The 22,737-nt window shown below is 68.9% G+C and carries 15 protein-coding genes and 1 pseudogene; 8 read left to right on the forward strand and 8 right to left on the reverse strand.

Features of this window, described 5'->3' with window-relative positions; translation table 11 throughout:
- Positions 1–330: DNA-directed RNA polymerase subunit alpha (locus tag AOK01_RS05100; protein WP_483855240.1), on the reverse strand; the 330-nt coding region annotated here is incomplete at its 3' end.
- A gap of 1,092 nt (positions 331–1,422) precedes the next feature.
- On the opposite strand from AOK01_RS05100, the gene AOK01_RS05105 reads away from it, so the two are divergent.
- Together AOK01_RS05105 and AOK01_RS05110 are read left to right on the forward strand one after the other, a co-directional pair.
- On the forward strand, positions 1,423–3,612 hold the full coding sequence (locus AOK01_RS05105; RefSeq protein WP_245702102.1) for a hypothetical protein: 2,190 nt from the start codon (positions 1,423–1,425) through the stop codon (positions 3,610–3,612).
- 83 nt (positions 3,613–3,695) lie between these two features.
- Positions 3,696–9,794, forward strand: coding sequence for a hypothetical protein (locus tag AOK01_RS05110; RefSeq protein WP_055508865.1), 6,099 nt, complete (start codon positions 3,696–3,698; stop codon positions 9,792–9,794).
- Between the two features lie 166 nt (positions 9,795–9,960).
- Here AOK01_RS05110 and AOK01_RS05115 read toward each other — a convergent pair whose 3' ends face one another.
- The 5 genes from AOK01_RS05115 to AOK01_RS05135 form a co-directional block, all read right to left on the reverse strand.
- The gene (locus tag AOK01_RS05115; protein ID WP_055508868.1) at positions 9,961–10,629 is read right to left on the reverse strand and encodes a nucleotidyl transferase AbiEii/AbiGii toxin family protein; all 669 of its coding nucleotides are present in this window, start codon (positions 10,627–10,629) and stop codon (positions 9,961–9,963) included.
- Between the two features lie 5 nt (positions 10,630–10,634).
- Complete coding sequence (locus AOK01_RS05120; RefSeq protein WP_055508870.1) at positions 10,635–11,027, reverse strand: hypothetical protein; 393 nt, start codon at positions 11,025–11,027, stop codon at positions 10,635–10,637.
- A gap of 332 nt (positions 11,028–11,359) precedes the next feature.
- The gene (locus tag AOK01_RS05125; protein WP_055508873.1) at positions 11,360–12,889 is read right to left on the reverse strand and encodes a helix-turn-helix domain-containing protein; all 1,530 of its coding nucleotides are present in this window, start codon (positions 12,887–12,889) and stop codon (positions 11,360–11,362) included.
- Between the two features lie 63 nt (positions 12,890–12,952).
- Positions 12,953–13,162 (reverse strand): DUF4236 domain-containing protein, encoded by a 210-nt coding sequence (locus tag AOK01_RS05130; RefSeq protein WP_055508875.1) that lies wholly within the window; start codon positions 13,160–13,162, stop codon positions 12,953–12,955.
- 166 nt (positions 13,163–13,328) lie between these two features.
- On the reverse strand, positions 13,329–14,228 hold the full coding sequence (locus tag AOK01_RS05135; RefSeq protein WP_055508877.1) for a LysR family transcriptional regulator: 900 nt from the start codon (positions 14,226–14,228) through the stop codon (positions 13,329–13,331).
- 150 nt (positions 14,229–14,378) lie between these two features.
- On the opposite strand from AOK01_RS05135, the gene AOK01_RS05140 reads away from it, so the two are divergent.
- Positions 14,379–15,284, forward strand: a complete 906-nt coding sequence (locus AOK01_RS05140; RefSeq protein WP_055508879.1) for an NmrA family NAD(P)-binding protein — start codon at positions 14,379–14,381, stop codon at positions 15,282–15,284.
- A gap of 23 nt (positions 15,285–15,307) precedes the next feature.
- On the opposite strand, the gene AOK01_RS05145 is transcribed toward AOK01_RS05140, so the two are convergent.
- Positions 15,308–15,976 (reverse strand): DUF1707 SHOCT-like domain-containing protein, encoded by a 669-nt coding sequence (locus AOK01_RS05145; protein WP_055508881.1) that lies wholly within the window; start codon positions 15,974–15,976, stop codon positions 15,308–15,310.
- Positions 15,977–16,203: 227 nt separating this feature from the next.
- Between AOK01_RS05145 and AOK01_RS05150 the strand changes: the two genes are divergently transcribed.
- From AOK01_RS05150 to AOK01_RS05160, 3 genes and pseudogenes are all read left to right on the forward strand, one after another.
- Positions 16,204–16,878: a sterol carrier protein domain-containing protein gene (locus AOK01_RS05150; protein WP_245702103.1), complete on the forward strand. Its 675-nt coding sequence runs from the start codon at positions 16,204–16,206 to the stop codon at positions 16,876–16,878.
- A 251-nt stretch (positions 16,879–17,129) separates the two neighbouring features.
- The gene (locus AOK01_RS05155) at positions 17,130–17,507 is read left to right on the forward strand and encodes a hypothetical protein (RefSeq protein WP_245702104.1); all 378 of its coding nucleotides are present in this window, start codon (positions 17,130–17,132) and stop codon (positions 17,505–17,507) included.
- 73 nt (positions 17,508–17,580) lie between these two features.
- Positions 17,581–18,321 (forward strand): annotated as a pseudogene (locus tag AOK01_RS05160) (dienelactone hydrolase family protein).
- A 130-nt stretch (positions 18,322–18,451) separates the two neighbouring features.
- On the opposite strand, the gene AOK01_RS05165 reads toward AOK01_RS05160, so the two are convergent.
- Positions 18,452–19,039 (reverse strand): NADPH-dependent FMN reductase, encoded by a 588-nt coding sequence (locus AOK01_RS05165; RefSeq protein WP_055508885.1) that lies wholly within the window; start codon positions 19,037–19,039, stop codon positions 18,452–18,454.
- A gap of 88 nt (positions 19,040–19,127) precedes the next feature.
- On the opposite strand from AOK01_RS05165, the gene AOK01_RS05170 reads away from it, so the two are divergent.
- Together AOK01_RS05170 and acnA are read left to right on the forward strand one after the other, a co-directional pair.
- Positions 19,128–19,616, forward strand: a complete 489-nt coding sequence (locus AOK01_RS05170) for a MarR family winged helix-turn-helix transcriptional regulator (RefSeq protein ID WP_055508886.1) — start codon at positions 19,128–19,130, stop codon at positions 19,614–19,616.
- Between the two features lie 392 nt (positions 19,617–20,008).
- Complete coding sequence (gene acnA, locus AOK01_RS05175; RefSeq protein WP_055508889.1) at positions 20,009–22,726, forward strand: aconitate hydratase AcnA; 2,718 nt, start codon at positions 20,009–20,011, stop codon at positions 22,724–22,726.
- The last annotated feature ends 11 nt before the right edge of the window (positions 22,727–22,737 follow it).

The following is a 22,737-nucleotide window of genomic DNA, read 5'->3' on the forward strand; positions in this document are numbered from 1 at the left end:
GATGTCGGCGGCGGTGACCAGGCCGGGACCCTGCTTGCGCAGGTACATCACGACCGGCTCGTCCTGCTCGCTGCTGACGACGAGCTGCTTGATGTTGAGGATCAGGTCGGTGACGTCCTCCTTGACGCCCGGCACGGTGGTGAACTCGTGCAGAACGCCGTCGATCCGGATGGACGTGACCGCCGCGCCCGGGATCGAGGACAGGAGAGTGCGGCGGAGAGAGTTGCCGAGCGTGTAGCCGAAGCCCGGCTCCAGCGGCTCGATGACGAACCGGGAGCGGAACTCGTCGACGACTTCTTCGGTCAGGGACGGACGCTGAGCAATGAGCACGGGGTCTTGCCTCCACTTTTCGGCGCCCGCTATTTGACGCCGTAGACACTACGAAGGGTACGACGTGCCGCGGCCCCGGCAGAGACCGAACCGCCCGACCCCCCGACTCGGGGGAAGCACCGGACGCGGCTTCCGGTCGACGAACACGTGCACGGCCGGTGCCGGACCCCGCAGATACGTCAGATACGTCCACTCGGACGGTCAGATGTCCCGGAAGAGGCCAGGTGGCCTCGGAGCCTGGCACGCTTGGCGGATTCGCGTCGCTGACCTGCGCAGATGACCTTTCGGCTGTTTCACGTTCGTGCTCGTTGACATGTCCGGAAGTCCCAGAAAAGTCCCAGAGGGCTCCCAGTGCGAAGGGCGGCCTTCGGGCTCTGGTGAGGGTGAGGCAGCGCGGTGTGGTCCGGTTCATGTGCGTCGAAGGCCCGCCTTGATCGAACGGCATCACAGACTCCTCGAAAGGCCCCGTTGCTGACGAAGGTGCTGGAACCTGGACGTCGACTGACTGGCGCTCGGGTGACGCCTTGCGGGATCGTGGGTCTCTGATGAGCGACGACGACTCTGCGTTCGCCGGCGGCAGTGAGTCGGCGGTGCCTGTCGTGCCTCGGACGCCCTACAACGAGTGGCCTGTCTCACACACCCGGAGGGCGGAGACTCGAGAGCTGGGCGAGTGGCTCGTCGCCGAGGGGCGCGATCGGATCAATGATCCCGATGACGACGAGGTTGCGAAGTGGCGGCGCGTCGTCGACTACGCGAAGCCGCACGGTTTGGAACCGGTAGATAAACGCATCGGGTGCTGTGCTCCTACGCCAACTCGGTCTGGGGTGGGCGCGCGGGTGTGTCGATGTGAGTTACTGCCAATCATCTCAAAGTGACGAAAGTGCTTCCGGAATGTTCCGGGTCGGCATACTCTGCGGGAATTACCGCACGTCAGACCGCAGCGGCCTGAAGCGCGGCGGAGGTGTCATGGGTGGGGACCCGTATGTGATGGCAACGGTTGACGAACGTGGGGGGCCGGCAGCGTCATCGACGCCATGTGACAGATCGCAGGTGCCTGATCCTTACGGTGATCGGGCCCTACTGACTCCTGTCATGACGAAAGGCTACGACGCCGTACCCGACGAAGAACGGGATCGGTTGCGGAGCTATCTCGAAGCGGTTGTCGCGGCCCGCCCGGCGCCCGTGCACACCACCGTCGCCTTCAACGCCGTGTACTTCGGGTACGAGGTCGGCGGCGACGGCTACGGCGGCAGCCCGCTCTGCGTCGACGACTTCCCTGTGATCACCTTCGGAGAGTGCGCCCCCGTGCTCCCGGTCGGTGCCATGGTGTGTGTCGCCACCGGATCGGACCCGTTGTATGCCGAGATCGTCTATCGGGAGGGTGCCCACCCTGAGATGGGCACCCTCGGCGACGTACCGGCCTGGGTGTCGGGGGCGCCTGCAGGAGCCGAGGGCCGGGGGAGGCCGGGAGACGGCGCCGCACCACGGCGAAGGGAACTCCTGGTCCTGGACCTTGATGCCTTTGGCCCGGCTCTGAGCCTTTCATCGGCGCAGCTTCACCGCTTACGTACGCGCCGGCGCTGGATCAACGAGGACGGGCATGTCGTCGTCGACGTCCGGTACCCGTCCCCGGAGGCAGCCCGGCGCGACGACCTGACGGCCTATGCGGACCATCTCCTGACGACGGCACGGGAGCAGCTGCTCAGCCCTCTCGTACCCGTGTCTCTCGCTGCGCTGGTGGGCGGCACGCGCGACGACGACTTGCGGGCGGGGCTGCTTGGTCTCCTCGGCACGGTGCGGGGTGTGCTCAACTCCATCGCCGCCTTACGCACATGGGGTGACTACGCGATGACCCGGACATCCCTTGCGGACTGCTGGCGCAACTCCGGGCCGCTGGGCGGCGATGACCTCAGGTCGCTTGCCGCGGCGGTCGAACGCGCGGCCACCCCGGGGAGGCGGCGCTACGGCCTCACCACGCCGGTCACCGTGTACACAGCGGTCGGACCGCGGCTTCGCGGGTTCCCCGGGGCGGCGGAACTTCTCAGGGGAGTGGGGTACGCAGCAGCGGTGTGCCGGGCGAATGTGGCGCTTGCCGACGTCGTTCAAGGGGAGAGCGACCAGGGCCTGTTCGAGAACGGCTCTCGGATCACGCTCGACGACGCCTTCGAGGGCGGAGGAGTGTGGCGATCCCATCATCCCGGTGATGCAGAAGTGCCCGGAGATCCACTGACTCCGACCGGACGCGGCTGGACGTCCGCGTTTTCCGCGCCATCGGAGCCGGAAACAGAGTCCGAGCCGGTCGATCTGCCCCTGCCCGACGGCGCCTTTCTCGGCACCGGCGATCTCCTGCGGAGCGACGCGCAGGAGATCGTCTGGCGGGCACCCCTGCGGCTGGCGCAGCTCATCGACGGCTGGTTCCCCGTGCATCCGTACGTCGCCGAGGAACTTCGCCGGTCTCACGGTGCGTACCCCACTGTTCGACTCGAACTCAACCATGCTGGCGAGGTGTTGGACGAGAAGGAGGCGGTGCAGGACGTCACGGTCGAACTCGTCGACGACTCGGCCCGGTTGACCGGAATAACCTGGCCCGGCGGCTTCTTTCCCGGCCTGATACTTGAGCTGTGTCGGCTCCGTGGTGGTTCGGTGATCCACTTGACCACGATACGGCTCAGGGAACGGGCGCAGGTCGGCGACCGTGCGACCGGGCACTGTTACGACCCTTGTGTGCTCACGAGGGAGGATGTCCCAGGAAGTGACCGCCACGGTGACAGCGCGGTCAGGCTCGGCCCCCGGCAGTTGGTGATGCGCACCGTGCGCCGTTGCGGCCTGCTCACCCTGGATGGCCATGCGCTGATGGATCGTTCGGTCCTGCCGAGCGCGATCTACGGGCGTCGGCCGACCCGGTCACAGGCCGCCGCGTTGGAATCGGCCGTCTCGGAACTGCTTGCGGAACGGCTCCTGGAACCGGCCCTCGGGAGCCGAGACGCTTGGGGCCAGCCGCATTTCCCGCCGTGCGACGGACAGCGGACCATCGCTCTCATCGGCTACTGCCCTGCCCTGCCGCGGGTGATACGTCCCTGGGGCGACAGCGATCCGGGTGGTGAGGGGCTGCGGGACGTCCAGTTCGTCCCCGGCCATCTGCGCCGTCTGCGACCGGGTTGCTCACCCAGTGACGTTCAGCGTGCGGCCTTTCGGGAGCACTGCCGCGGGCTCGGCAAGGCGGACGGCTGGGAATTGCCCCACGGGTACACGTTCGTCACCGAGCACACGCGCGGCCGCTGATCCGTCACAGCTTTTGCGTGTCCACGGGTCCGGCCAGCCCCCCTTGCTTCTTCTTGGTGTTTACAGAAAAGGAGTACGCGTACATGCAGGACCGCTACCGCGTCGTCACGGGACCACCGTGGTCCCCGTCGAATGTCTCGGCCCAGGACCTTGAGGGCCTGGCCGCGGCGCTCAACGCCTTGGAACCCCCGGCCGTCGCCGCCCTGAACGACCTCACGGTCGACATGGTGGAACTGGCCTTCAACTCCCTGCGACCGAAGGACCGACAGGAGTTGCTCGGCAGCCTGGGCATCCGTATGGCGGCCCCTCGGCGGGTGAGCAGTGCTCTGTGCCAGGACGTTCTCGCCAGGCTGCGGCGTGAGGCGCGGCAGCACAATTGCACATGCGGGATCAAAGGACTGACGGTCACTGTGATGAGTCAGGTGGGCAACCTGGTCCTCGCGCAGGCCGGTGAGACGGGGCCCGACCCTGTCGCCCGGTGGGGCACGACGCTCGTCCGGGCCACGGTGTTCGCATGGTGCAACGCCTCCGTCGCCGACGCCCACATTCTTGCCTGGGCGGCGGACCAGGACTGGTTCGCGCTGACGGCCGATGACAGGCAAACGACTCAGCTCGCCGCTGTCGGTGCAGTGGCGCGGTCCATCGTGGAGGCGAACCCGGCCTTCGCCCCCGGAGCAGCGGAAGACGACGAGCCGCCGCTCGCGGGCGACGGAAAGCCTGTGCGTGCAGCCGCCGACCGGTCGGGCATGAATACCCCCGCCTCCGAACTCGTCGTACCCGGCCCCGGCGCTTCTCACGGTATGAGCGCTACGGCGTCCGACGGCGCCCGAACCGACGAGGAGGCGGACCCGGAGACGGCCTGCCGACAACTGGAGTCGGCCCTTGCGCAAGCCCGGCAATCCGCGGAGAAGGTGACCAGTGCGGTCGTGGACGGTTGCCCTCCGTCGGACGAGGACCTGGCTCCGCTGGCCGCGCTGGGTGCCGTCTTCGACAACGTCGACGCGGTGCTCCGCGTGGCGGGGATCGAAGGGGTACCTCGCCGCCTGGAGGACTTGACGTCCGCCGCACGCGCGCACCATGCGGCGCACGAGCGTGACCTCCAGGCGCGGGAACTGCTGCGGGAACTGCTGGATGTCGCCTCCCGTCCGGACAGCTCCGCCGCTGCCGGCACTGCCGCCGAGGCCGTGCGAGGCGCGGCCCGCAGCCTGCTGGACACACCGGTGTGGGAGGAGTCGAATAGGGAGGAAAGTGCCGCGCTGGCCGCCTTGGCCCGGCTCATCAGACTGGGGCGGCAGACGGATGCCGCCGCGGAGATTCTGGCTCTGCAGGCGCAGGTCGTGCAGGTGATGCCCACGTGTGCCATGGCGGTGGTCATGGCCCCTGACCTGGCCTTGGCCGAGTCGGAGAGCGCCGGCCGCGAATCCGCCGGGGGCCAGGCGGGCAGCATCACCGAGTCCGCCGCCGCCGAGACGACCGTGGAGTACGAGGCCGTACAACCAGCCGACCGGACAGAGACAGAGGAGACCGGCGGCCACTCCACCGAGGACGCTGCGCGCCACTTCACCCTCGAACCGGAAGTCGCCGCGCCCGCCCCGACGACGGCCCTGGAGTCGGTCCGCGCCGGCGACGCACGGGCCACGCCCTCTGTCGACAGTCACCCGGCACCCCACCCGGGCCCGGATACGCCCGCCTCGGCCCCCGCCGCACCCACGATGCGTCCCAGCGAGGACGTGCCTGTCCGAGAAGCAGCCCCGTCTACAGAAGACGACACCGACGAGGCCACAGTCGAGCAGGCCTTGGCACAGCTGGTCCTGGACCGGCGCTTCGGACTTGCCCACCATCTGGCGAGGGCCGTCGGCCGCCCAGAGCCCCAGGTGGCGGTGTTGCGCCTGGCAGGTGCCGCTGCGCTGCTCACCTCCGGTGACAGCCAGGGCGCCCGGCTGACGGCGGACCTGCTCCAGGAGTACGGCGCATACGCGGGCCAGGACACGGAGGGCAGCGAACTCCTGCTGCTGCCCGCCCTGCTGCGTAGCGCACTGATCACTGGCGACCATTTGGCAGGCGCTCAGCTCAAGGCACTGGTGCCCCGGCTTCCGGACCGGCTCGGGGAGGCGGCGACCGCCGTCGCCGACCGTGCCCTCAGCGGCGCCCTGATGATCGCTTCCCCGTTGGTTGCCGATACCTCCCGAAGCGAGGCCCGGCTGCGGGAGTTGCGCAAGCACAGCAGTGCCCTGCTCGCGCCACAGAGGCTGCGGTTCGCGCGGGCGACGGAGATCGCCAAGCGTTGGCTGGCCGACGACGGGATGCTCGGATCGATGCTCATGACCGTCGTCGGCGACAACCGCGAAGCGATGCAGCAGGTGCGTGAGCAGACCGAGCGGCTATCGAAGATGGCCGAGGTCAACAGCGAGATCGAGCGCATGGACCGCAAGCACCGCTCGTCCAGCGGCAAGCCGCTGCAAGGCTCCGGGCGGCAGGACCTGGTGCATCTCGTGGAGCGAACCGTCAGCCTCGTCAAGGAGTGGTGCCTGGCGGTCGACGGCACCCGCCGCGGGGACCGTTCCGACGGCAACCGTGCGGCCAAGGAGATCTCCTCCCTTCGCCAGTCCCTGCTGAACGGCAGGGAGGCGGCGCTGGGAGATCTGGAGCAGCTGGCGCGGCGCTCGGACGCTGTCTCGGCCGCAACGGCCTGGGCGGCACGCGCCTCGATGGAGGACCTGTTCGCTCTGCTGGCCGGTGACGCCCTGACCATGCGTTCCGGCGGTCCGATCGACCCGGAACTCGTGCTGAATGCGGAACTGCTGAAGGTGTGCGACACCCCTGACGAGCGACCGTCGCTCGATGAGCTTCTCACCGCGGTCGGCCGGAGTTGGCAGGATGCCTTCGACGAGCGGCTCTCCCACGACGCCTTCACCGCGGCCCGTACCATCGTCGAGTTGGCCGGACAAGGGCTGCTTCCCGCCGGCCGGGGCGGGGAGTCCGCCCTGCTCGTGGACACCGAGATCGACGACCGGGAGGCCGTCCGGCGCACGCACCTGCGCAAGGCACATGACGAGCTCGTCGCCGAGCTGCACCGCGCTCAGGCGGACGGTGCCGTGACCGAGGACCAGGACCTGGGCCTCCAGGAGCTGCTCGCCGACGCCCATGACCGCCTTGAAGGCCCCGAACGGCACGACCTGCTGGATGTGCGCCGGGCGCTCGACGCGGTACGGAGTAACCTGCCCGCCTTCCGGCAGCAGGCGGCCGACCGGATCCGCGCCCGGCTCGACGCCCTGGACCCCACCGGGGAGGAGCGGGCCCAGATCTTGCGGCGCCTGGAGACGAACGACCTGGCCACCGCTGCTGACCTCGTCTACTTCCTGGAGATCGGCGAACTCGTCCCGGAGATCGAGGGAGGCGAGTCCCACCTGCCCGACTTCTTCCCGGCCGTGCCCGACGGCCTGCCGGGAGGCATCGACCACGGCCTCATCGACCTGGTCCGGTCCGGCGGCAAGCATCCGATACTTCCCGTCCTGGACTACGGCGGCCTTTCCACCGACGAGGCGGCACTTGCGGCCGACGTCCTCGACGAGTGGCGCGCGCTGGCCGCCGTCGAGCGGAAAGACCGACTTCAAGTGGCTCCGACGCGACAGGTGCCGCCGCTCCTCAAGCTCCTCGGCTACGACGCCAAGAGCGCCAGGCCGCTCGACGACCGGTCCCAGCACCGGAGGGAATACCGTCTCTTCGAAGCAACCGGGGTGGAGATCAACGGCAGGGCGAAGGCGCCCGCTTTCGGCTCACAGATCAGGGAGCAGGGCGGTAATCTGCGGGTGATGATGGTCTGGGGCAGACCGCCCGCCAAGGTCGTCATGAGCTGGGCAGAGCGTGACACCAGCGATGTGAGCCTCCTCGTCGTCTACTTCGGAACACTGAGCCGTGAGGCCCGCGTCGAACTCGCCGTCGGCTCAGGTCGGTTGCAGCCGCTGCTGGTTGTGGACGATGCCGCCCTCGCCTACCTCGCTGCCCGCGGCAATCGCCAGGTCAGCACCGCCACGCAGACACTGCTGCCCTTCTCCGGCGTCAACCCGTACATCAGGGAGAAGCGCGGCCGGATCGGCGGCGAGATGTTCTACGGCCGTGACGCCGAACGCAAAAGCATCCTCGACCCGCGTGGCACCCAGGTCATCTACGGCGGCCGGGGACTCGGCAAGTCAGCACTGCTCGCCGATGCCGGGGAACGGTTCACGGACCAACGCCCCGGCTACCACCAGGCGGTGTACGTCAACCTCGACCAGGAGAACATCGGCAAGGGAAGCTCGTTCGGGCCCGAGAGGCTCTGGAGCGTCCTGGGGCGGGAGCTGACCGAGGCGCAAGTACTCGACGACCGGCTGCAGGGGCGTAGGAAAGGGCAGGAGATCTCCGAGCGGGTGCGCGCCGGTATCCGGACCTGGCTGGACGGGGACTCGCGCCGCCGCCTGCTGATCCTGCTCGACGAGTGCGACCAGTTCTTCGAGGCGGACGCCCCGCGCTTCGACCAGACCAAGAAGCTCAAGGGCCTCGGGTCCGACACCAAGGACCGCGCCAAGGTCGTCTTTGCCGGACTGCACTCTGTGCAGCGATTCTCCAAGCTCGCGAGTAACGGGCCGTTCGGCCACCTCGCGCAGACCCCTAAGGTGATCGGCCCGCTGGCTCCCCAGTCCGCGGCCGAGTTGCTGGTCGAGCCGATGAGGGCGCTCGGGTTCGAGTTCAAGGACCTGGATCTCGTCAACCGGGTGCTCGGCTACTGCTCCTACCAGCCCTTCCTGCTCCAGATGTTCGGGCACCGGCTGGTCGAGCTGATGCACCGCAAGCGGGCGCGGCGCGGAGCCGAGGGACCCCCTTATGAGGTGGAGGTGACCGACTTCGAGGTCGTAGAGTCGGACGCCGCGCTCAGAGATGGCATCTCGGCGGCTTTCAAGGACACGCTGAGCCTCGACCACCGTTACGACGTGATCGCCAACGTGCTGGCGTACCACGCCCGTCATCATGGCCTGGAGGTTCGGCTGAGCGACACCGAACTGCGCGAGGAGTGCGAGACGTACTGGCGCAAGGGGTTCGAACAGCTCGACACCGAGGGCTTCCGCGCCTATCTCTCCGAGATGGTCGGCCTCGGTATTCTCGCGCCCAACCACGACGGCCTGGGTTGGCATCTGCGCGGCCCCAACGCCCTGCGCATGATCGGTACCTCCCACGAGGTGGAGGCCCGCCTGCTCAGGGCCGAACAGGACTGTGAACTCCAGGAGAGCATCGTGCAGGAAGGCCGCCCCGAGCTGCCCGACGGCCAGCCGGCTCCACTGACCAACGCGCAACTTGACGATCTTCTGGGTGAACGGTCCAGCCGGACCAGGGTCGTCCTCGGCACATCCGCCACCGGAGTCACCGACGTTGCCCGGGCCTTGCGTACGATCGCCGGACCGATCGATGGCTGGACGCTGCCGCCCGTCGGCAAGCCCAGCGTCTACAAGCAACAGCTCACCGGCGGACGTCCCCGCGAACGACGTGTCGTCATCAGTGACTTCGTCAACTACCGGGACCCGGTGCGGCCTGCGACCTGCCGGGAGGCCGTCGATCTGGCCGAGACACTGCTGCCCGCCATCCCGGGGGTCACTCGCGCGGTAGTCCTCGTCACCGATACCACTCAGCTGGCCCTGTGGCGCCCCCTGCTGATGGGAAGCGAACCCACATCGGCCGTCCCGGTGGTGCTGCGCCGACATGACCGCCGCAGCCTGCGCGGCTGGGCTCAGCGTGTCAACATGTTCCATACGGAGGACCGTCTGGACCGTCTCCACGACCTGACCGGCGGCTGGCCGCTCCTGGTAGGACGAGCACATCGCCTGCACGGTGAACTGGGCGACCCTGACGACGTGTTGCGCCGTCTGGCCGGTCTCAGCGTGGACCGGACCGAGGCCAGGGCGTTCGCCGAGGCGACCGGCGTGTACGAGGACCCGCTGCTTGCCGCTGGCTACCGAGCCCTCGATGACGAGTTCAAGGACGGTCCCTTCGATCTGGAGGGCGCGGTGACCGCTGTGGCGCTCAAGATCGAGGACGAGGACGAGGCGCGGTGGATCGTCAACTGCCTCGACGCTCTTCAGGTATTCGACCGCGAAAACATCCACTTGCGTCTGGAACCGCTGTTGCGCCAGTGCATGGCGCTCCGTGCGTGACAGTGTGTGACACCGGTCCGGTCGTCCGTACGTTCGGGCGACCGGTCGTCTTTCACGGTCATCTTGCCGATAGCCGACCAGGCACGTCGTACGTATTCGATGGCGCGCTGCCCTGTTCACGCTGGCTTTCCTTACGGCCAAGGCCCTGGAGGCCAAGCGCACCTGCTCAGTCGATGTCCGGATCACCGGCCTCTTCGAGGAGGCGGGTGGCGAGGTCGTCGGCCCATCCCAAGGCCCAGACGCGGAGAGCGGTGATGGTGGCGTCATCGAGTCCATAGGCGGCGAAGGCTTCGTCGTCGGTCCACTCGGCGCCCGTGAGGTTCGACTGCAGGTCCTCGCGTTCGAAGCGGCCACGGGCGTGGCGGCGGCCGAACTCCTCCAGCTCGGCATCGGTCCAGCGGCGGGAGGCCGCGAACACGTCGATGAGATCGCGCGGCGCTCCGCGATCGGCGAGGGCGCGGACCTTGGTCCCGATCACGTCCTCCTCCGCGAGGACGGGCCCGTACGGGCTCTGGGCGACCGGCCGCCAGAAGATCTCCTTGAGGATGTCGACTTCGCAGCCCTGCCCCGTTGCTGGGTCAGTTACGGTGAAGCGGGCGGACAGCGGAGCGGTTTCCAGCGCGTGCACCTTCCAGCCGCGGGCTTCCAGTCCGACGCGGAGTGTGGCGGCGATGTCGGCCATGGGCGCCGGGTTCTCGGTGGCGACGTCGAGGTCCTGGCTGGGTCGGTTCACGAGACGGTGTGCCCGCACGGCGTATCCACCGGTGAGAACCAGGGGATACGGAGAACCGAGCGCGATCACATCCGCCAGGAGCCGCGTGTGCAGCTCCGGCATGTCCGTCACGCCGCTGCCCGGGTGCGGGAGGCGAGCTGTGGAAAAGCGTCTTCCCACACGGAGCGCACGCTGCGGCCGACGAGGGTGCGCAGCACCGGCCACAGTTGGAGGAGCAGGTCCTGGCTGAGGTAGCGGGGCAGGTCGTCGTGCAGGCCCTCGTGGAGGACGGTGCGGTACAAGCCCATACGCTGGCGAGGTTTGCTCAGGTCGTACGAGGTCATCCCCGACCAGGCCATGTGCAGTGGCAGCTCCACAGTCCCTTGGCTCGGGCCGTGCAACTCGTCCAGTGACTCCGGCAGCCGCCGCCGGAACTTCTCCCGGTACAGCGCGAGATCCGCGGCGACCGCGTCCGAGGGGTCGCTCGGCGCGGGTGCGGGGTGCTGCGGGTTCGAGGACATGTCTCCATTATGACGGCGGGGGAGCGGCAAGGGGCATGATGTGCGCTTGCGACCGCAATGAGCGGGACGGGCTCGCGCAGCGTGTCTGAGCGTGGGGGCAAGGCGGTGAGTCGAGAAACCCGCCCTGACTCGTGCTCGTCGATGGGCCACTCAGACCGACGTCCTGCCGGTGACGCGTCGCGTGGTGTGCCGGGTGATCCGTCCCTGAGGCCGAGGCGGTTTCCCGGCCGGCTTGAAAGTTTCTGAGAAGTCCCACAGGCGAAGCCGAATCCCCTCCGGGCCCGCATACATGTAGGTCAGAAGGGGCGTAGTGGCGTTGTTCCTGAAGACGCTCAGATGTCCCGGAAGATCTCGATCTGGGCCCCGACCGAGTTGAGCCGCTCGGCCAGGTCCTCGTACCCGCGGTTGATGACGTACACGTTCCGCAGGACGGATGTGCCCTCGGCCGCCATCATCGCCAGCAGGACGACGACCGCGGGGCGCAGCGCGGGCGGGCACATCATCTCGGCGGCGCGCCAGCGGGTGGGGCCCTCGACCAGTACGCGGTGCGGGTCGAGGAGCTGGAGGCGTCCGCCGAGGCGGTTCAGGTCCGTGAGGTAGATCGCGCGGTTGTCGTAGACCCAGTCGTGGATCAGCGTCTGGCCCTGCGCGGAGGCCGCGATGGCCGCGAAGAACGGGACGTTGTCGATGTTCAGACCCGGGAACGGCATCGGGTGGATCTTGTCGATCGGCGCCTCCAGCTTGGAGGGCCGGACGGTGAGGTCCACCAGGCGCGTACGGCCGTTGTCGGCGAAGTACTCCGGTGTGCGGTCGTGGTCGAGGCCCATCTCCTCCAGCACCGCCAGCTCGATCTCCAGGAACTCGATCGGCACCCGGCGCACGGTCAGCTCGGACTCGGTGACGACCGCTGCGGTCAGCAGGCTCATCGCCTCGACCGGGTCCTCGGACGGCGAGTAGTCCACGTCCACGTCGATGTTCGGCACACCGTGCACGGTGAGCGTCGTGGTGCCGACGCCCTCCACCCGGACACCCAGCGCCTCCAGGAAGAAGCACAGGTCCTGGACCATGTAGTTGGAGGAGGCGTTGCGGATGACGGTCGTGCCGTCGTGGCGGGCGGCGGCCAGCAGCGCGTTCTCGGTCACCGTGTCGCCGCGCTCGGTCAGCACGATGGGACGGCCCGGGGCCACCTTGCGGTCCACGCGCGCGTGGTACATGCCCTCGGTGGCCGCGATGTCGAGCCCGAACCGCCGCAGCGCGATCATGTGCGGTTCGATGGTCCGCGTCCCGAGGTCGCAGCCGCCCGCGTACGGCAGCTTGAAGCTGTCCATGCGGTGCAGCAGCGGGCCGAGGAACATGATGATCGAGCGGGTGCGACGGGCCGCCGTCTCGTCGATGGACTCCATCTCCAGCGCGGCCGGCGGCACGATCTCCAGATCCACGCCGTCGTTGATCCAGCGGGTGCGTACGCCGATGGAGCCGAGCACCTCCAGAAGGCGGTACACCTCCTCGATGCGCGCGACGCGGCGCAGCACCGTGCGGCCCTTGTTCAGGAGCGTCGCGCAGAGCAGCGCCACGCACGCGTTCTTGCTGGTCTTCACGTCGATCGAGCCGGAGAGCCGACGTCCGCCGACCACGCGCAGGTGCATGGGGCCCGCGTAGCCGAGCGAGACGATCTCGCTGTCCAGCGCTTCACCGATTCGAGCGATCATCTCAAGGCTGATGTTTTGGTTGCCGCGCTCGATGCGGTTCACCGCGCTCTGACTGGTGCCGAGCGCTTCGGCCAGCTGCGTCTGTGTCCAGCCCCGGTGCTGACGGGCGTCACGGATGAGCTTGCCGATGCGTACGAGATAGTCGTCTGCCATAACGGCAGGCTATCTCACATATGAGATGTGGCATCTCGGGGGGCCCGTTGGGGTGATGGTGTCTCAGCGGCGCTTGGGGCGCTTGCCGGCGCTGGTGGTGCGCCGCCAGCCGAAGGGGCCGGGGAGGTCCATCGAGGTGGTACGCCGTCCGGTGCTGCTGTGCGTGCGCCTGGGTCCGTTGCGGCCGCCCGTGGTGAGGGACCACGACTTCCGGTTGATGTTCAGCCGCACCCCGGGCAGGATCCGGAAGCTCTTGCGGAAGGTGAGGGGCATGCGTGCCTCCTTGTCGTCCGACGCCGGGTACCCCGAACACCGACCGCTACGCCAGGAGTTCCTGCCCCCTGAGCCTTCCGGAGATGGTCACGGGCGCCCCCGCGGTCCGGTGTCAGCCCGTCGGGCCTCGGCGTCGCGCAGACGGCCGGCAGCAGTGTGACGCCCCTCAGTCAGGGGATGGCCTTGAGGCTGAGAGGGTGGCTGGCTCCGGCGGGCCATCGTCAACGGCGTTCTGCGCAACCTGCCTTGCGGTCCGTACGAAGGCTGCCACCGAGCGGGACCGCGACTCGGCCGGCCAGGCCACCGCCAGCGTCGCCGGGTCGAGACCCTCGACCGGGCGGTAGGCGGTGTTCGGCCGGGGGAAACGCCGGGCCGCCCATTCCGGCAGGAACCAGACGACGCAGCCCACCTCGACCAGGCTGAAGATCTGCGAGACGTCCAGCGAACGGGCCCCGGGCCGCACCGGATCCCGGCCGCCCCTCTCGGCCCGCGTGCCGTCCGGCAGCGGGCGGCCAGCCAGGTCGGCCAGGCGCACGGTCGCCCGTGCGGCCAGCGGGTCGGTCGCGGCCAGTGCCACCACGCGCGGGCCGGTCAGCAGCGGTTCGACGTCCAGCCCGCGCTCGTCGAACGGTGTCGGCAACAGGGCCACGTCGGCGCGTCCGTCGTGCAGCGGCGGCACCTGCTCACCGGGCCCGCCGAACAGCAGCTTGACGGGCAACTCGTCGTACGCGTCCAGGATCTTTGGCAGCAGCCCGGCGTCGTAGTCGGCCCTGAGCGCCAGCCGGAGCACCGGTCGCCGTCCGGAGCGGCGGGCCCGGTGCTCGGCGGTGGCGACCGCGTCCAGGGCGACCCGGGCGTCGGCCAGCAGCGTCTCACCGGCCGGCGTGAGCGTGACCATGCGTGTCGTCCGGGTCAGCAACTCCACGCCGAGCTGCCGTTCCAGCTCGCGGATCGCGCGGGAGAGCGGCGGCTGCGCCATGCCGAGCCGTCGGGCGGCCCGCCCGAAGTGCCGCTCCTCGGCCACGGCCACGAAGTACCGCAGTTGCCGGGTCTCCAGGCTACTCATACCGCCAAGGTATCAATCGAGAGGGAGATGGTCTTTCCGCTCGGCGCCGGGGTTCGCCTTCACTGAGAGCGTCAGATCCGCAGCGAACAGCTAAAAGCTAAAAGCGAACAGCGAACAGCGAACAGCGAACAGCGAAAAAAGGGGAAAGCCATGATCGTCGTCACCGCTCCGACCGGCCACATCGGCGGCCAGGTGGTCCGCACCCTCCTGGCGGCGGGAACGCCGGTCCGCGTGGTGGTCCGGGACCCGGCGCGCCTCGCGCCGGACGTCGCCGAGCGGATCGAGATCGTACGAGGTTCGCATCGCGATCCGGCCGTTGTGGCCGAGGCGTTCGCCGGCGCGGACGCGGTCTTCTGGCTGGTGGCCGCCGACCCGCGGGCGGACGGCGTCGACGCGGCGTACTCGGGCTTCGCGCGCGCGGCGGTCGAGGCCTTCCGGACGCAGCGGGTCGGGCGCGTGGTCGGCGTCTCGGTGCTGGGGCGTGGCACGCCCGAGGTCAAGCAGTCCGGGGCAATCGCCGCGACGCTCGCCATGGACGACCTGATCGCCGCCACCGGTGTGTCGTACCGGGCCCTGACCATGTCGTACTTCATGGAGAACACGCTGTGGCAGGCCGGCCCGATCAGGTCCGAGGGCGTGTTCTACGGTCCGTCGCTGCCCGACCGGTCGTTCCCGCTGGTCGCCACCCGGGACATCGCCGCGGTCGCCGCCCGGCTGCTGCGCGACGACACCTGGACGGGGTCGGGGTTCGGGGAGGTGCCGGTGCTCGGCGCGGAGGACCTCACCCATGACGAGATGGCCGCGGTCATCTCCGAGGTGCTCGGCCGGCCGGTGCGCTACCAGCGGATCCCGGGCGAGGCGTACAAGGCGAACCTGATGCGGAACGGATACGCCGAGCCGATGGCGCGGGGCCTGCTCGACATGGCGCTGGCCAAGAACAACGGGCTGGACGCCGGCGTCACCCGCACCCCCGAGTTCACCACCCCGACCACGTTCCGCCAGTGGTGCACGGACGTACTGAAGCCGGCCGTGCGGAAACCGGCCGTCGACGCCTGATCCCGCAGACAGCGGTAGGTGAATCAAGCTCCTGCGGAAAGGGACGCGGGCCTGCGCAGCAGCCACTGCCCGAACGTCCGACGCGGGGGCCGCACCACCACGTTGCCGTGGGCCTTGTGCCCCACCAGCTCCACTCGCAGTGTGGTCGGTGTGTCCGAGGGCGTCCGGGTGCGGCGGTGTCTGAGCTTGCAGTGGACCAGGGTCAGGCCGTCGACATCGACCTCGACGCCCGGCCGCGTGATCAGCGTCAGGCTCTTCCCCGACATGGCCACGTCGATCCGCAGGGTGTCCTGCGTGATCACGGCCTCGGTGAGGTCGAGCGTCACGTCGCACCAGGTCACCGCGAGCTCCAACCGCCGCGGCAGCACCCAGCGGCCCGTCCGCTCGACCGCGCCGCTGAACACCTGCTCGATCCGGACGACGTCCTTGACCGCTGAGGCCTCCACCGCGGTGCCGTCGGCGGCGGTCGACACGGCAGGCAAGTCGGTGGTGAGCACGGCCAGTTCGCTCAGAGTCCGCGCCGACAGGGCGGTTTCCAGACGCTCGTCCAGCTCTTCCGCGGTCAACAGACCGTCCCCCGCCGCGATGCGCAGCACGTCCACCACCCGGTCCCGGTCCGCATGAGAGGCCCGCAGCTCGGGCGGCGAACCGGGGCCGGACTGCTTCCCGGTGGGTGAGATCTCTCCCGACATGCTTCCGTCCCGGTCCTGTCGAAGGTTTCCGCGACACGGGCAGCGACGCGAGTGGGCCAACGCTATATCGCGATACGGATTCCCGCTGGACCCGGTCGCGGAGAGGCCATGGGCAGCGCAGACGCACGGCATGCGGCACCCATCATGCCGAGGCTCTGCCGCAACAACAACCGCATGCCGTGGGCCGGTTGGCATCCTGAGCCTGCGGAGGAGCGAGGGCCGGTCGCATGCTGTTCCGTCCCGGAACCGACTTCGGCGACGGGGCCGTCCAGCTCCTGGACCGCGACACGGCCCGGCCCTCGATCGAGAAGGTCTACGACCGGGTCCGGACCGTCTCGGTCGCCTGGCCCGACCGTGCCGAACGCTTCTGGAACAACCGACTGGACGACGCCCCGCAGGCGCGCGGCGGCGCGACATCGCTGCGCCATGCCGTGCATCGCGCCCCGGACGGAGACATCACCGGGTACGCGCTCTACCGCATCAACGACGCGCGGGACCCCCTGGGCAATGACACGAGCGCGGTGCGCGTCGTCGAGCTGGCAGCCGCGACCCGGCAGGCGTACGCCTCTCTGTGGCGCTTCCTCGCCGGGATCGACCTGGTGCCGTGGATCGAGTACGAGGCCGCTGTGGACGAGCCGTTGCCGCACCTGCTGACCGAACCGCGGGCGGTACGTTCGACCGTGGTCGACCGACTGTGGGTACGACTGGTCGATGTCGACCGGGCCCTGGCCAGCCGCCGCTACTCCGCGCCGCTGGACGTGGTCCTGAACGTCGAGGACGACTTCTGCCCCTGGAACACCGGACGTTACCGGCTGCAGACCGAAGGAGACGCAGTCGACTGCGAGCGTACGAACGCCCCCGCCGACCTCCAGCTCACCGCAGCCGAGCTGGCAGCGGCCTGACTCGGCGGCACCACACTCGCCTCCCTCGCGGCCGCTGGCCTGGTCCACGAACTGCGGCCCGGCGCGCTGGCCCGCACCACGCGCGCTTTCCGCACCGACCGCGAGCCCTTCTACCCCGGCGGCTGGGCATTCCCCGCCTACTGACCACACCCCGCAGGCGTCCAAGAAGTCCAGGCCAAAGGTGCTGAGCGCGGAGATCGCCCTCCGCTGACATGCGCTGCTGCTCCCGCAGGACCGTTTATGATTTGGGCGTGTCATCCCTCGGTGCCGGTCCGGATCCGCGTGCCGGCGACGTGCCTGATCGGCGGATGCCTTTCGGGGTGGACCGGGTGATCATGTGGTTGTCGTTGTGGTGGATGGCTGGTCCCCTCATCTTCTGCACTCCGGCGATCGTCCGTGCCATGGGCTTTCCCTGGGTGATGGAGGAGTTCGGCAGCGTCTTTTGGTGGGCCGCTCCGACTGGCGCGATGGTCGCGCCGATCACGGGGCTCGTGGTGGCGCACAACGGACGTCGACGGAAGGCCCTCGGACGCTTCATCGTCATGACGACGCTGTCCAGCGCGCTGATCCTCACCTACTGGGTCTTCGGCGTACTGCTCGCCGAATGTCCTGATGGCTATCACTGCTAGGCCGCCTGGCCGTGCTCGTCCATCAGTTCCGCCCAGTGCCCGCCGTAAGGCACCCCGAAAGGCTCGAAACTCCATGCGCTTCACCGCTGAGGCATTGTCTGACGGCGTCCGCGAACAGCTTTTTACCCTCGGTGACGTTCCCGGTGTGCTGTGGACGCCGGAGGATGCCGCCGGGACTCGTCCCCTGATTTTGATGGAACACGGTGGCGGCCAGCACAAGAAGGCCCCTGGCATCGTGTCTCGTGCGCGCCGATTCGTGGCCGAGTGTCAGTTCGCGGTCGCGGCCGTCGACGTGCCAGGCCATGGCGACCGGCCGAAGGATGAGAAGTGCGACAGGATCGCGACCGAGAACCAGGCCCGTGTGGAGGCAGGAGAAGAACTGGCTCCGCTGATCGCCGGTTTCCAGGCGCTTGTAGCTCGTCAGACCGTCCCGGAATAGCGGGCGGTCCTGGACGCGGTCCAGGAACTCGACCACGTCGGTACTGGCCCGGTGGGCTATTGGGGCGTGTCGTTGGGTTGCGGACTCGGCGTTCCGTTCGTTGCCGCCGAACCCCGGGTCCGCGCTGCGGTGCTGGGCCTGGGCGGGGCGTTGGCAACGGCCGAGGTTGCCGCGCGGATCACCGTCCCGGTGGAGTTCCTGGTGCAGTGGGACGATGAGCGGGTGCCCCGGACCCAGAGCTTGGCGCTGTTCGACGCCTTGGCCTCAGCCGAGAAGACGCTGCACGCCAACCCCGGCAAGCACGGGGAGATCCCTGCATTCGAACTGGACAGCACGCTACGGTTCTTCGCCCGGCATCTCGACAGGAGGATGTGATCGGGCCGGTGGTTTCGGCCCGGTGAGGCGGACTTCGAGGGTAGCGACGCGTCGGTCCTGGAAGCGGAGAGCGGATCGGGCGGTCCGGGGCGCTTCCGCGGTGTCGATTCTCCGTGCGTGGGCCCGCACCTCACGCAGCCGTGGCCCTCCGCGTCCTCGTCTCGCGCACCCCGCGCAGCGCGCCCGACCAGGCGGTCACCTGGTCGAGCATGCCGTGGACCGCGGTGTCCAGGCCGTCCTGGGGGAGGAACGTGCCCGTGTGGAACGAGGGGAGCGTCGAGATGGTGGGCTGGGTGCGGACCGTGGCCACCTGCAGTTCGGCGAGGACGAGGCGCAGTGCCTCGGCGGCCCGGACCCCGGCGGCCCATCCGCCGTAGCTGATGATCCCGGCGGCCTTGTCGTTCCACTCCCGGTAGACGTAGTCCAGGGCGTTCTTCAGCGCTCCGGGGAACGAGTGGTTGTACTCGGGGACGAGGAAGACGAAACCGTCGAAGCTGTCGACGAGTTCGCCCCAGGCGCGGGTGTGGTCGTGCTGGTACTGCTGGAGATTCGGGTTGCCCGGCTCGTCGAGGTTGCCGAGGCGATGGTCGGCGATGTCGACGAGTTCGTAGTCGGCGCCGCCGTGGGCACGGGCGGCCTCCAGCGCCCAGGCGGCGATCTGGTCGCCGCGGCGACCGGGGCGGGTGCTTCCGAGGACGAGCGCGATGCGGAGCGGCATGGTCTTCCTTCCGGTGGAGTTGTCACGTCAACTCTAGGTCGGAGGGTGTTGATGTGACAACTCCGCTGGTCCCGGTATTCTCGACGGCATGACGGAGCCTCGATCGCTGGAACCCGACGAGTGGGAGTTCTGGGACACCTGGATGCGCGCGCAGCGCCTGCTCGCCAGGGAGCTGGAGCGCGGTCTGCAGCGTGACTGCGCCGTCTCGAAGGCCGAGTTCAGCGTGCTGGTGACGCTGTGGAGGGCTGCCGGTCCCGAGATGCGCGTCGGTGAGCTCTCCGAGTCGCTCGACTGGGACAAGAGCCGCGTCTCACATCAGCTGACACGCATGGAGAACCGCGGCTTCGTCAAGCGCACCCAGTACGGGGCCGACGGCCGCCGCGCGGGGATCGGGCTGACCGCCGAGGGCCGCCGCGCCGCGCAGAGTGCACTCCTCGTGCACGCCGGGAACATCCGCCGCCACTTCCTCGACTCGCTCACTCCTGAGCAGGCGTCGGTCATCCGGGCGTGGAGCGAGCAGGCGGTCGACGGACTTGCGTCGCGTCGCGGCGAGGGCGTCGGCGACGGTGCGTCCTAGTTTGCGCGAGGGCTGAGCGGCCACCCGGTCCGGAGTGTCCATCGATGTACTGCCGAGACATCCGCCGACGTCCTGCCGACGTGCTGCACATCGAGTGGCTCGGCCCCGGCCCGGTTCCGGCTCGGTTCCGGCCCGGCTCCGGATCGCTCCGGCCTCCTGGATGAGGGCTGCGCCAGGCAAGTGGAGGCATTGCAGCACCCTCCGGGCATGACCGTCCGCCGGTCATGTACTAGAGTTATCTCGACATCGAGATATCTGCCGAGGCGTGCCGCAGCCGCCCGGACCGGTAAGGGTTGTAAGGGTTACCTAACTTAGCCTGACCTTAGCGGATCGGCCAAGAGGGTATGGCGGCAGGATGCGGTGGTACGCGCACATGAATGAAGGAGACTGTCGTGTCGGCGAACAGCTTCGACGCCCGTAGCACGCTCAGCGTGGGCGACGAGTCGTACGAGATCTTCCGGCTGGACAAGGTGGAAGGCTCGGCCCGCCTTCCGTACAGCCTCAAGGTCCTGCTGGAGAACCTGCTCCGTACCGAGGACGGCGCGAACATCACCGCCGACCACATCCGTGCTCTCGGCGGATGGGACTCGCAGGCCCAGCCCAGCCAGGAGATCCAGTTCACGCCGGCCCGCGTGATCATGCAGGACTTCACGGGCGTGCCCTGTGTCGTGGACCTCGCCACCATGCGCGAGGCCGTGAAGGAGCTCGGCGGCGACCCGGCGAAGATCAACCCGCTGGCCCCGGCCGAGCTGGTCATCGACCACTCCGTCATCGCCGACAAGTTCGGCACCCACGAGGCGTTCGCACAGAACGTCGAGCTGGAGTACGGCCGCAACAAGGAGCGCTACCAGTTCCTGCGCTGGGGCCAGACCGCCTTCGACGAGTTCAAGGTCGTCCCGCCGGGCACCGGCATCGTCCACCAGGTCAACATCGAGCACCTCGCCCGTACCGTCATGGTGCGGGGCGGCCAGGCGTACCCCGACACCCTCGTCGGCACCGACTCGCACACCACCATGGTGAACGGCCTCGGCGTCCTCGGCTGGGGCGTCGGCGGCATCGAGGCCGAGGCCGCGATGCTCGGCCAGCCGGTCTCCATGCTCATCCCGCGCGTCGTCGGCTTCAAGCTGACCGGTGAGCTCAAGCCCGGCACCACCGCCACCGACCTGGTGCTGACCATCACCGAGATGCTCCGCAAGCACGGTGTCGTCGGCAAGTTCGTCGAGTTCTACGGCGAGGGCGTGGGGGCCACGAGCCTCGCCAACCGCGCCACCATCGGCAACATGTCGCCGGAGTTCGGCTCCACCGCCGCGATCTTCCCGATCGACGACGAGACCCTGAAGTACCTGCGCCTGACCGGCCGCGACGAGCAGCAGGTCGCGCTCGTCGAGGCGTACGCCAAGGAGCAGGGCCTCTGGCTCGACCCGGCCGCCGAGCCCGACTTCTCCGAGAAGCTGGAGCTGGACCTCGCCACGGTCGTCCCGTCGATCGCCGGTCCCAAGCGCCCGCAGGACCGGATCGTCCTGGCCAACGCCGCCGAGCAGTTCAAGACGGACGTACGCAACTACGTCGACTCCGTGGACGAGGCGGGCGTGGAGTCCTTCCCGGCCTCCGACGCCCCGGCCGTCAGCCCGAACGGCGTCCCGTCCAACCCGGTCACCGTGACCGCCCCCGACGGCTCGACCTACGAGCTCGACCACGGCGCGGTGACGGTCGCGGCCATCACCTCCTGCACCAACACCTCGAACCCGTACGTCATGGTCGCCGCCGCGCTCGTCGCGAAGAAGGCCGTGGAGAAGGGGCTGACGCGCAAGCCCTGGGTCAAGACCACCCTCGCGCCCGGCTCCAAGGTCGTCACCGACTACTTCGACAAGGCGGGGCTCACCCCCTACCTCGACAAGATCGGCTTCAACCTCGTCGGCTACGGCTGCACCACCTGCATCGGCAACTCGGGACCGCTGCCGGACGAGGTCTCCAAGGCCGTCAACGACCACGACCTCGCGGTCACCTCGGTCCTCTCCGGCAACCGGAACTTCGAGGGCCGGATCAACCCCGACGTCAAGATGAACTACCTGGCCTCCCCGCCGCTGGTCGTCGCGTACGCCATCGCGGGATCCATGAAGGTGGACATCACCAAGGACGCGCTGGGCGCCGACCAGGACGGCAAGCCGGTCTTCCTGGCCGACATCTGGCCGACCGAGGCCGAGGTCAACGACGTCGTGGCGAACACCATCGGCGAGGACATGTTCAACAAGTCCTACCAGGACGTCTTCGCGGGCGACGCCCAGTGGCAGGCGCTGTCGATCCCCACCGGCAACACCTTCGAGTGGGACGCCGAGTCGACGTACGTCCGCAAGCCCCCGTACTTCGAGGGCATGGCGATCGAGACCAGCCCGGTCTCCGACATCACCGGCGCCCGCGTGCTTGCCAAGCTGGGCGACTCGGTCACCACCGACCACATCTCCCCGGCCGGCGCCATCAAGGCCGACACCCCGGCCGGCAAGTACCTCACCGAGCACGGTGTGGAGCGCCGTGACTTCAACAGCTACGGCTCGCGCCGCGGCAACCACGAGGTCATGATCCGCGGCACGTTCGCCAACATCCGCCTGCGCAACCAGATCGCGCCGGGCACCGAGGGCGGCTACACCCGCGACTTCACCCAGCAGGACGGCCCGGTGTCGTTCATCTACGACGCCTCGCGCAACTACATCGAGCAGGGCACCCCGCTGGCCATCCTGGCCGGCAAGGAGTACGGCTCCGGCTCGTCCCGCGACTGGGCCGCCAAGGGCACCGCGCTCCTCGGCGTCAAGGCCGTCATCGCCGAGTCGTACGAGCGCATCCACCGCTCGAACCTCATCGGCATGGGCGTCATCCCGCTGCAGTACCCGGCGGGCCAGACCGCCGAGACCCTCGGCCTGACCGGCGAGGAGGCCTTCTCCTTCACCGGCATCACCGAGCTGAACGACGGCACCACCCCCCGTACGGTCAAGGTCACCACCGACACCGGCGTGGAGTTCGACGCGGTCGTCCGCATCGACACCCCCGGCGAGGCCGACTACTACCGCAACGGCGGCATCCTGCAGTACGTGCTGCGCAGCCTGATCGCCAAGTAGGCCGAACCGGC

It is taken from the genome of Streptomyces aurantiacus, assembly GCF_001418335.1.
Classification (GTDB): domain Bacteria; phylum Actinomycetota; class Actinomycetes; order Streptomycetales; family Streptomycetaceae; genus Streptomyces; species Streptomyces aurantiacus.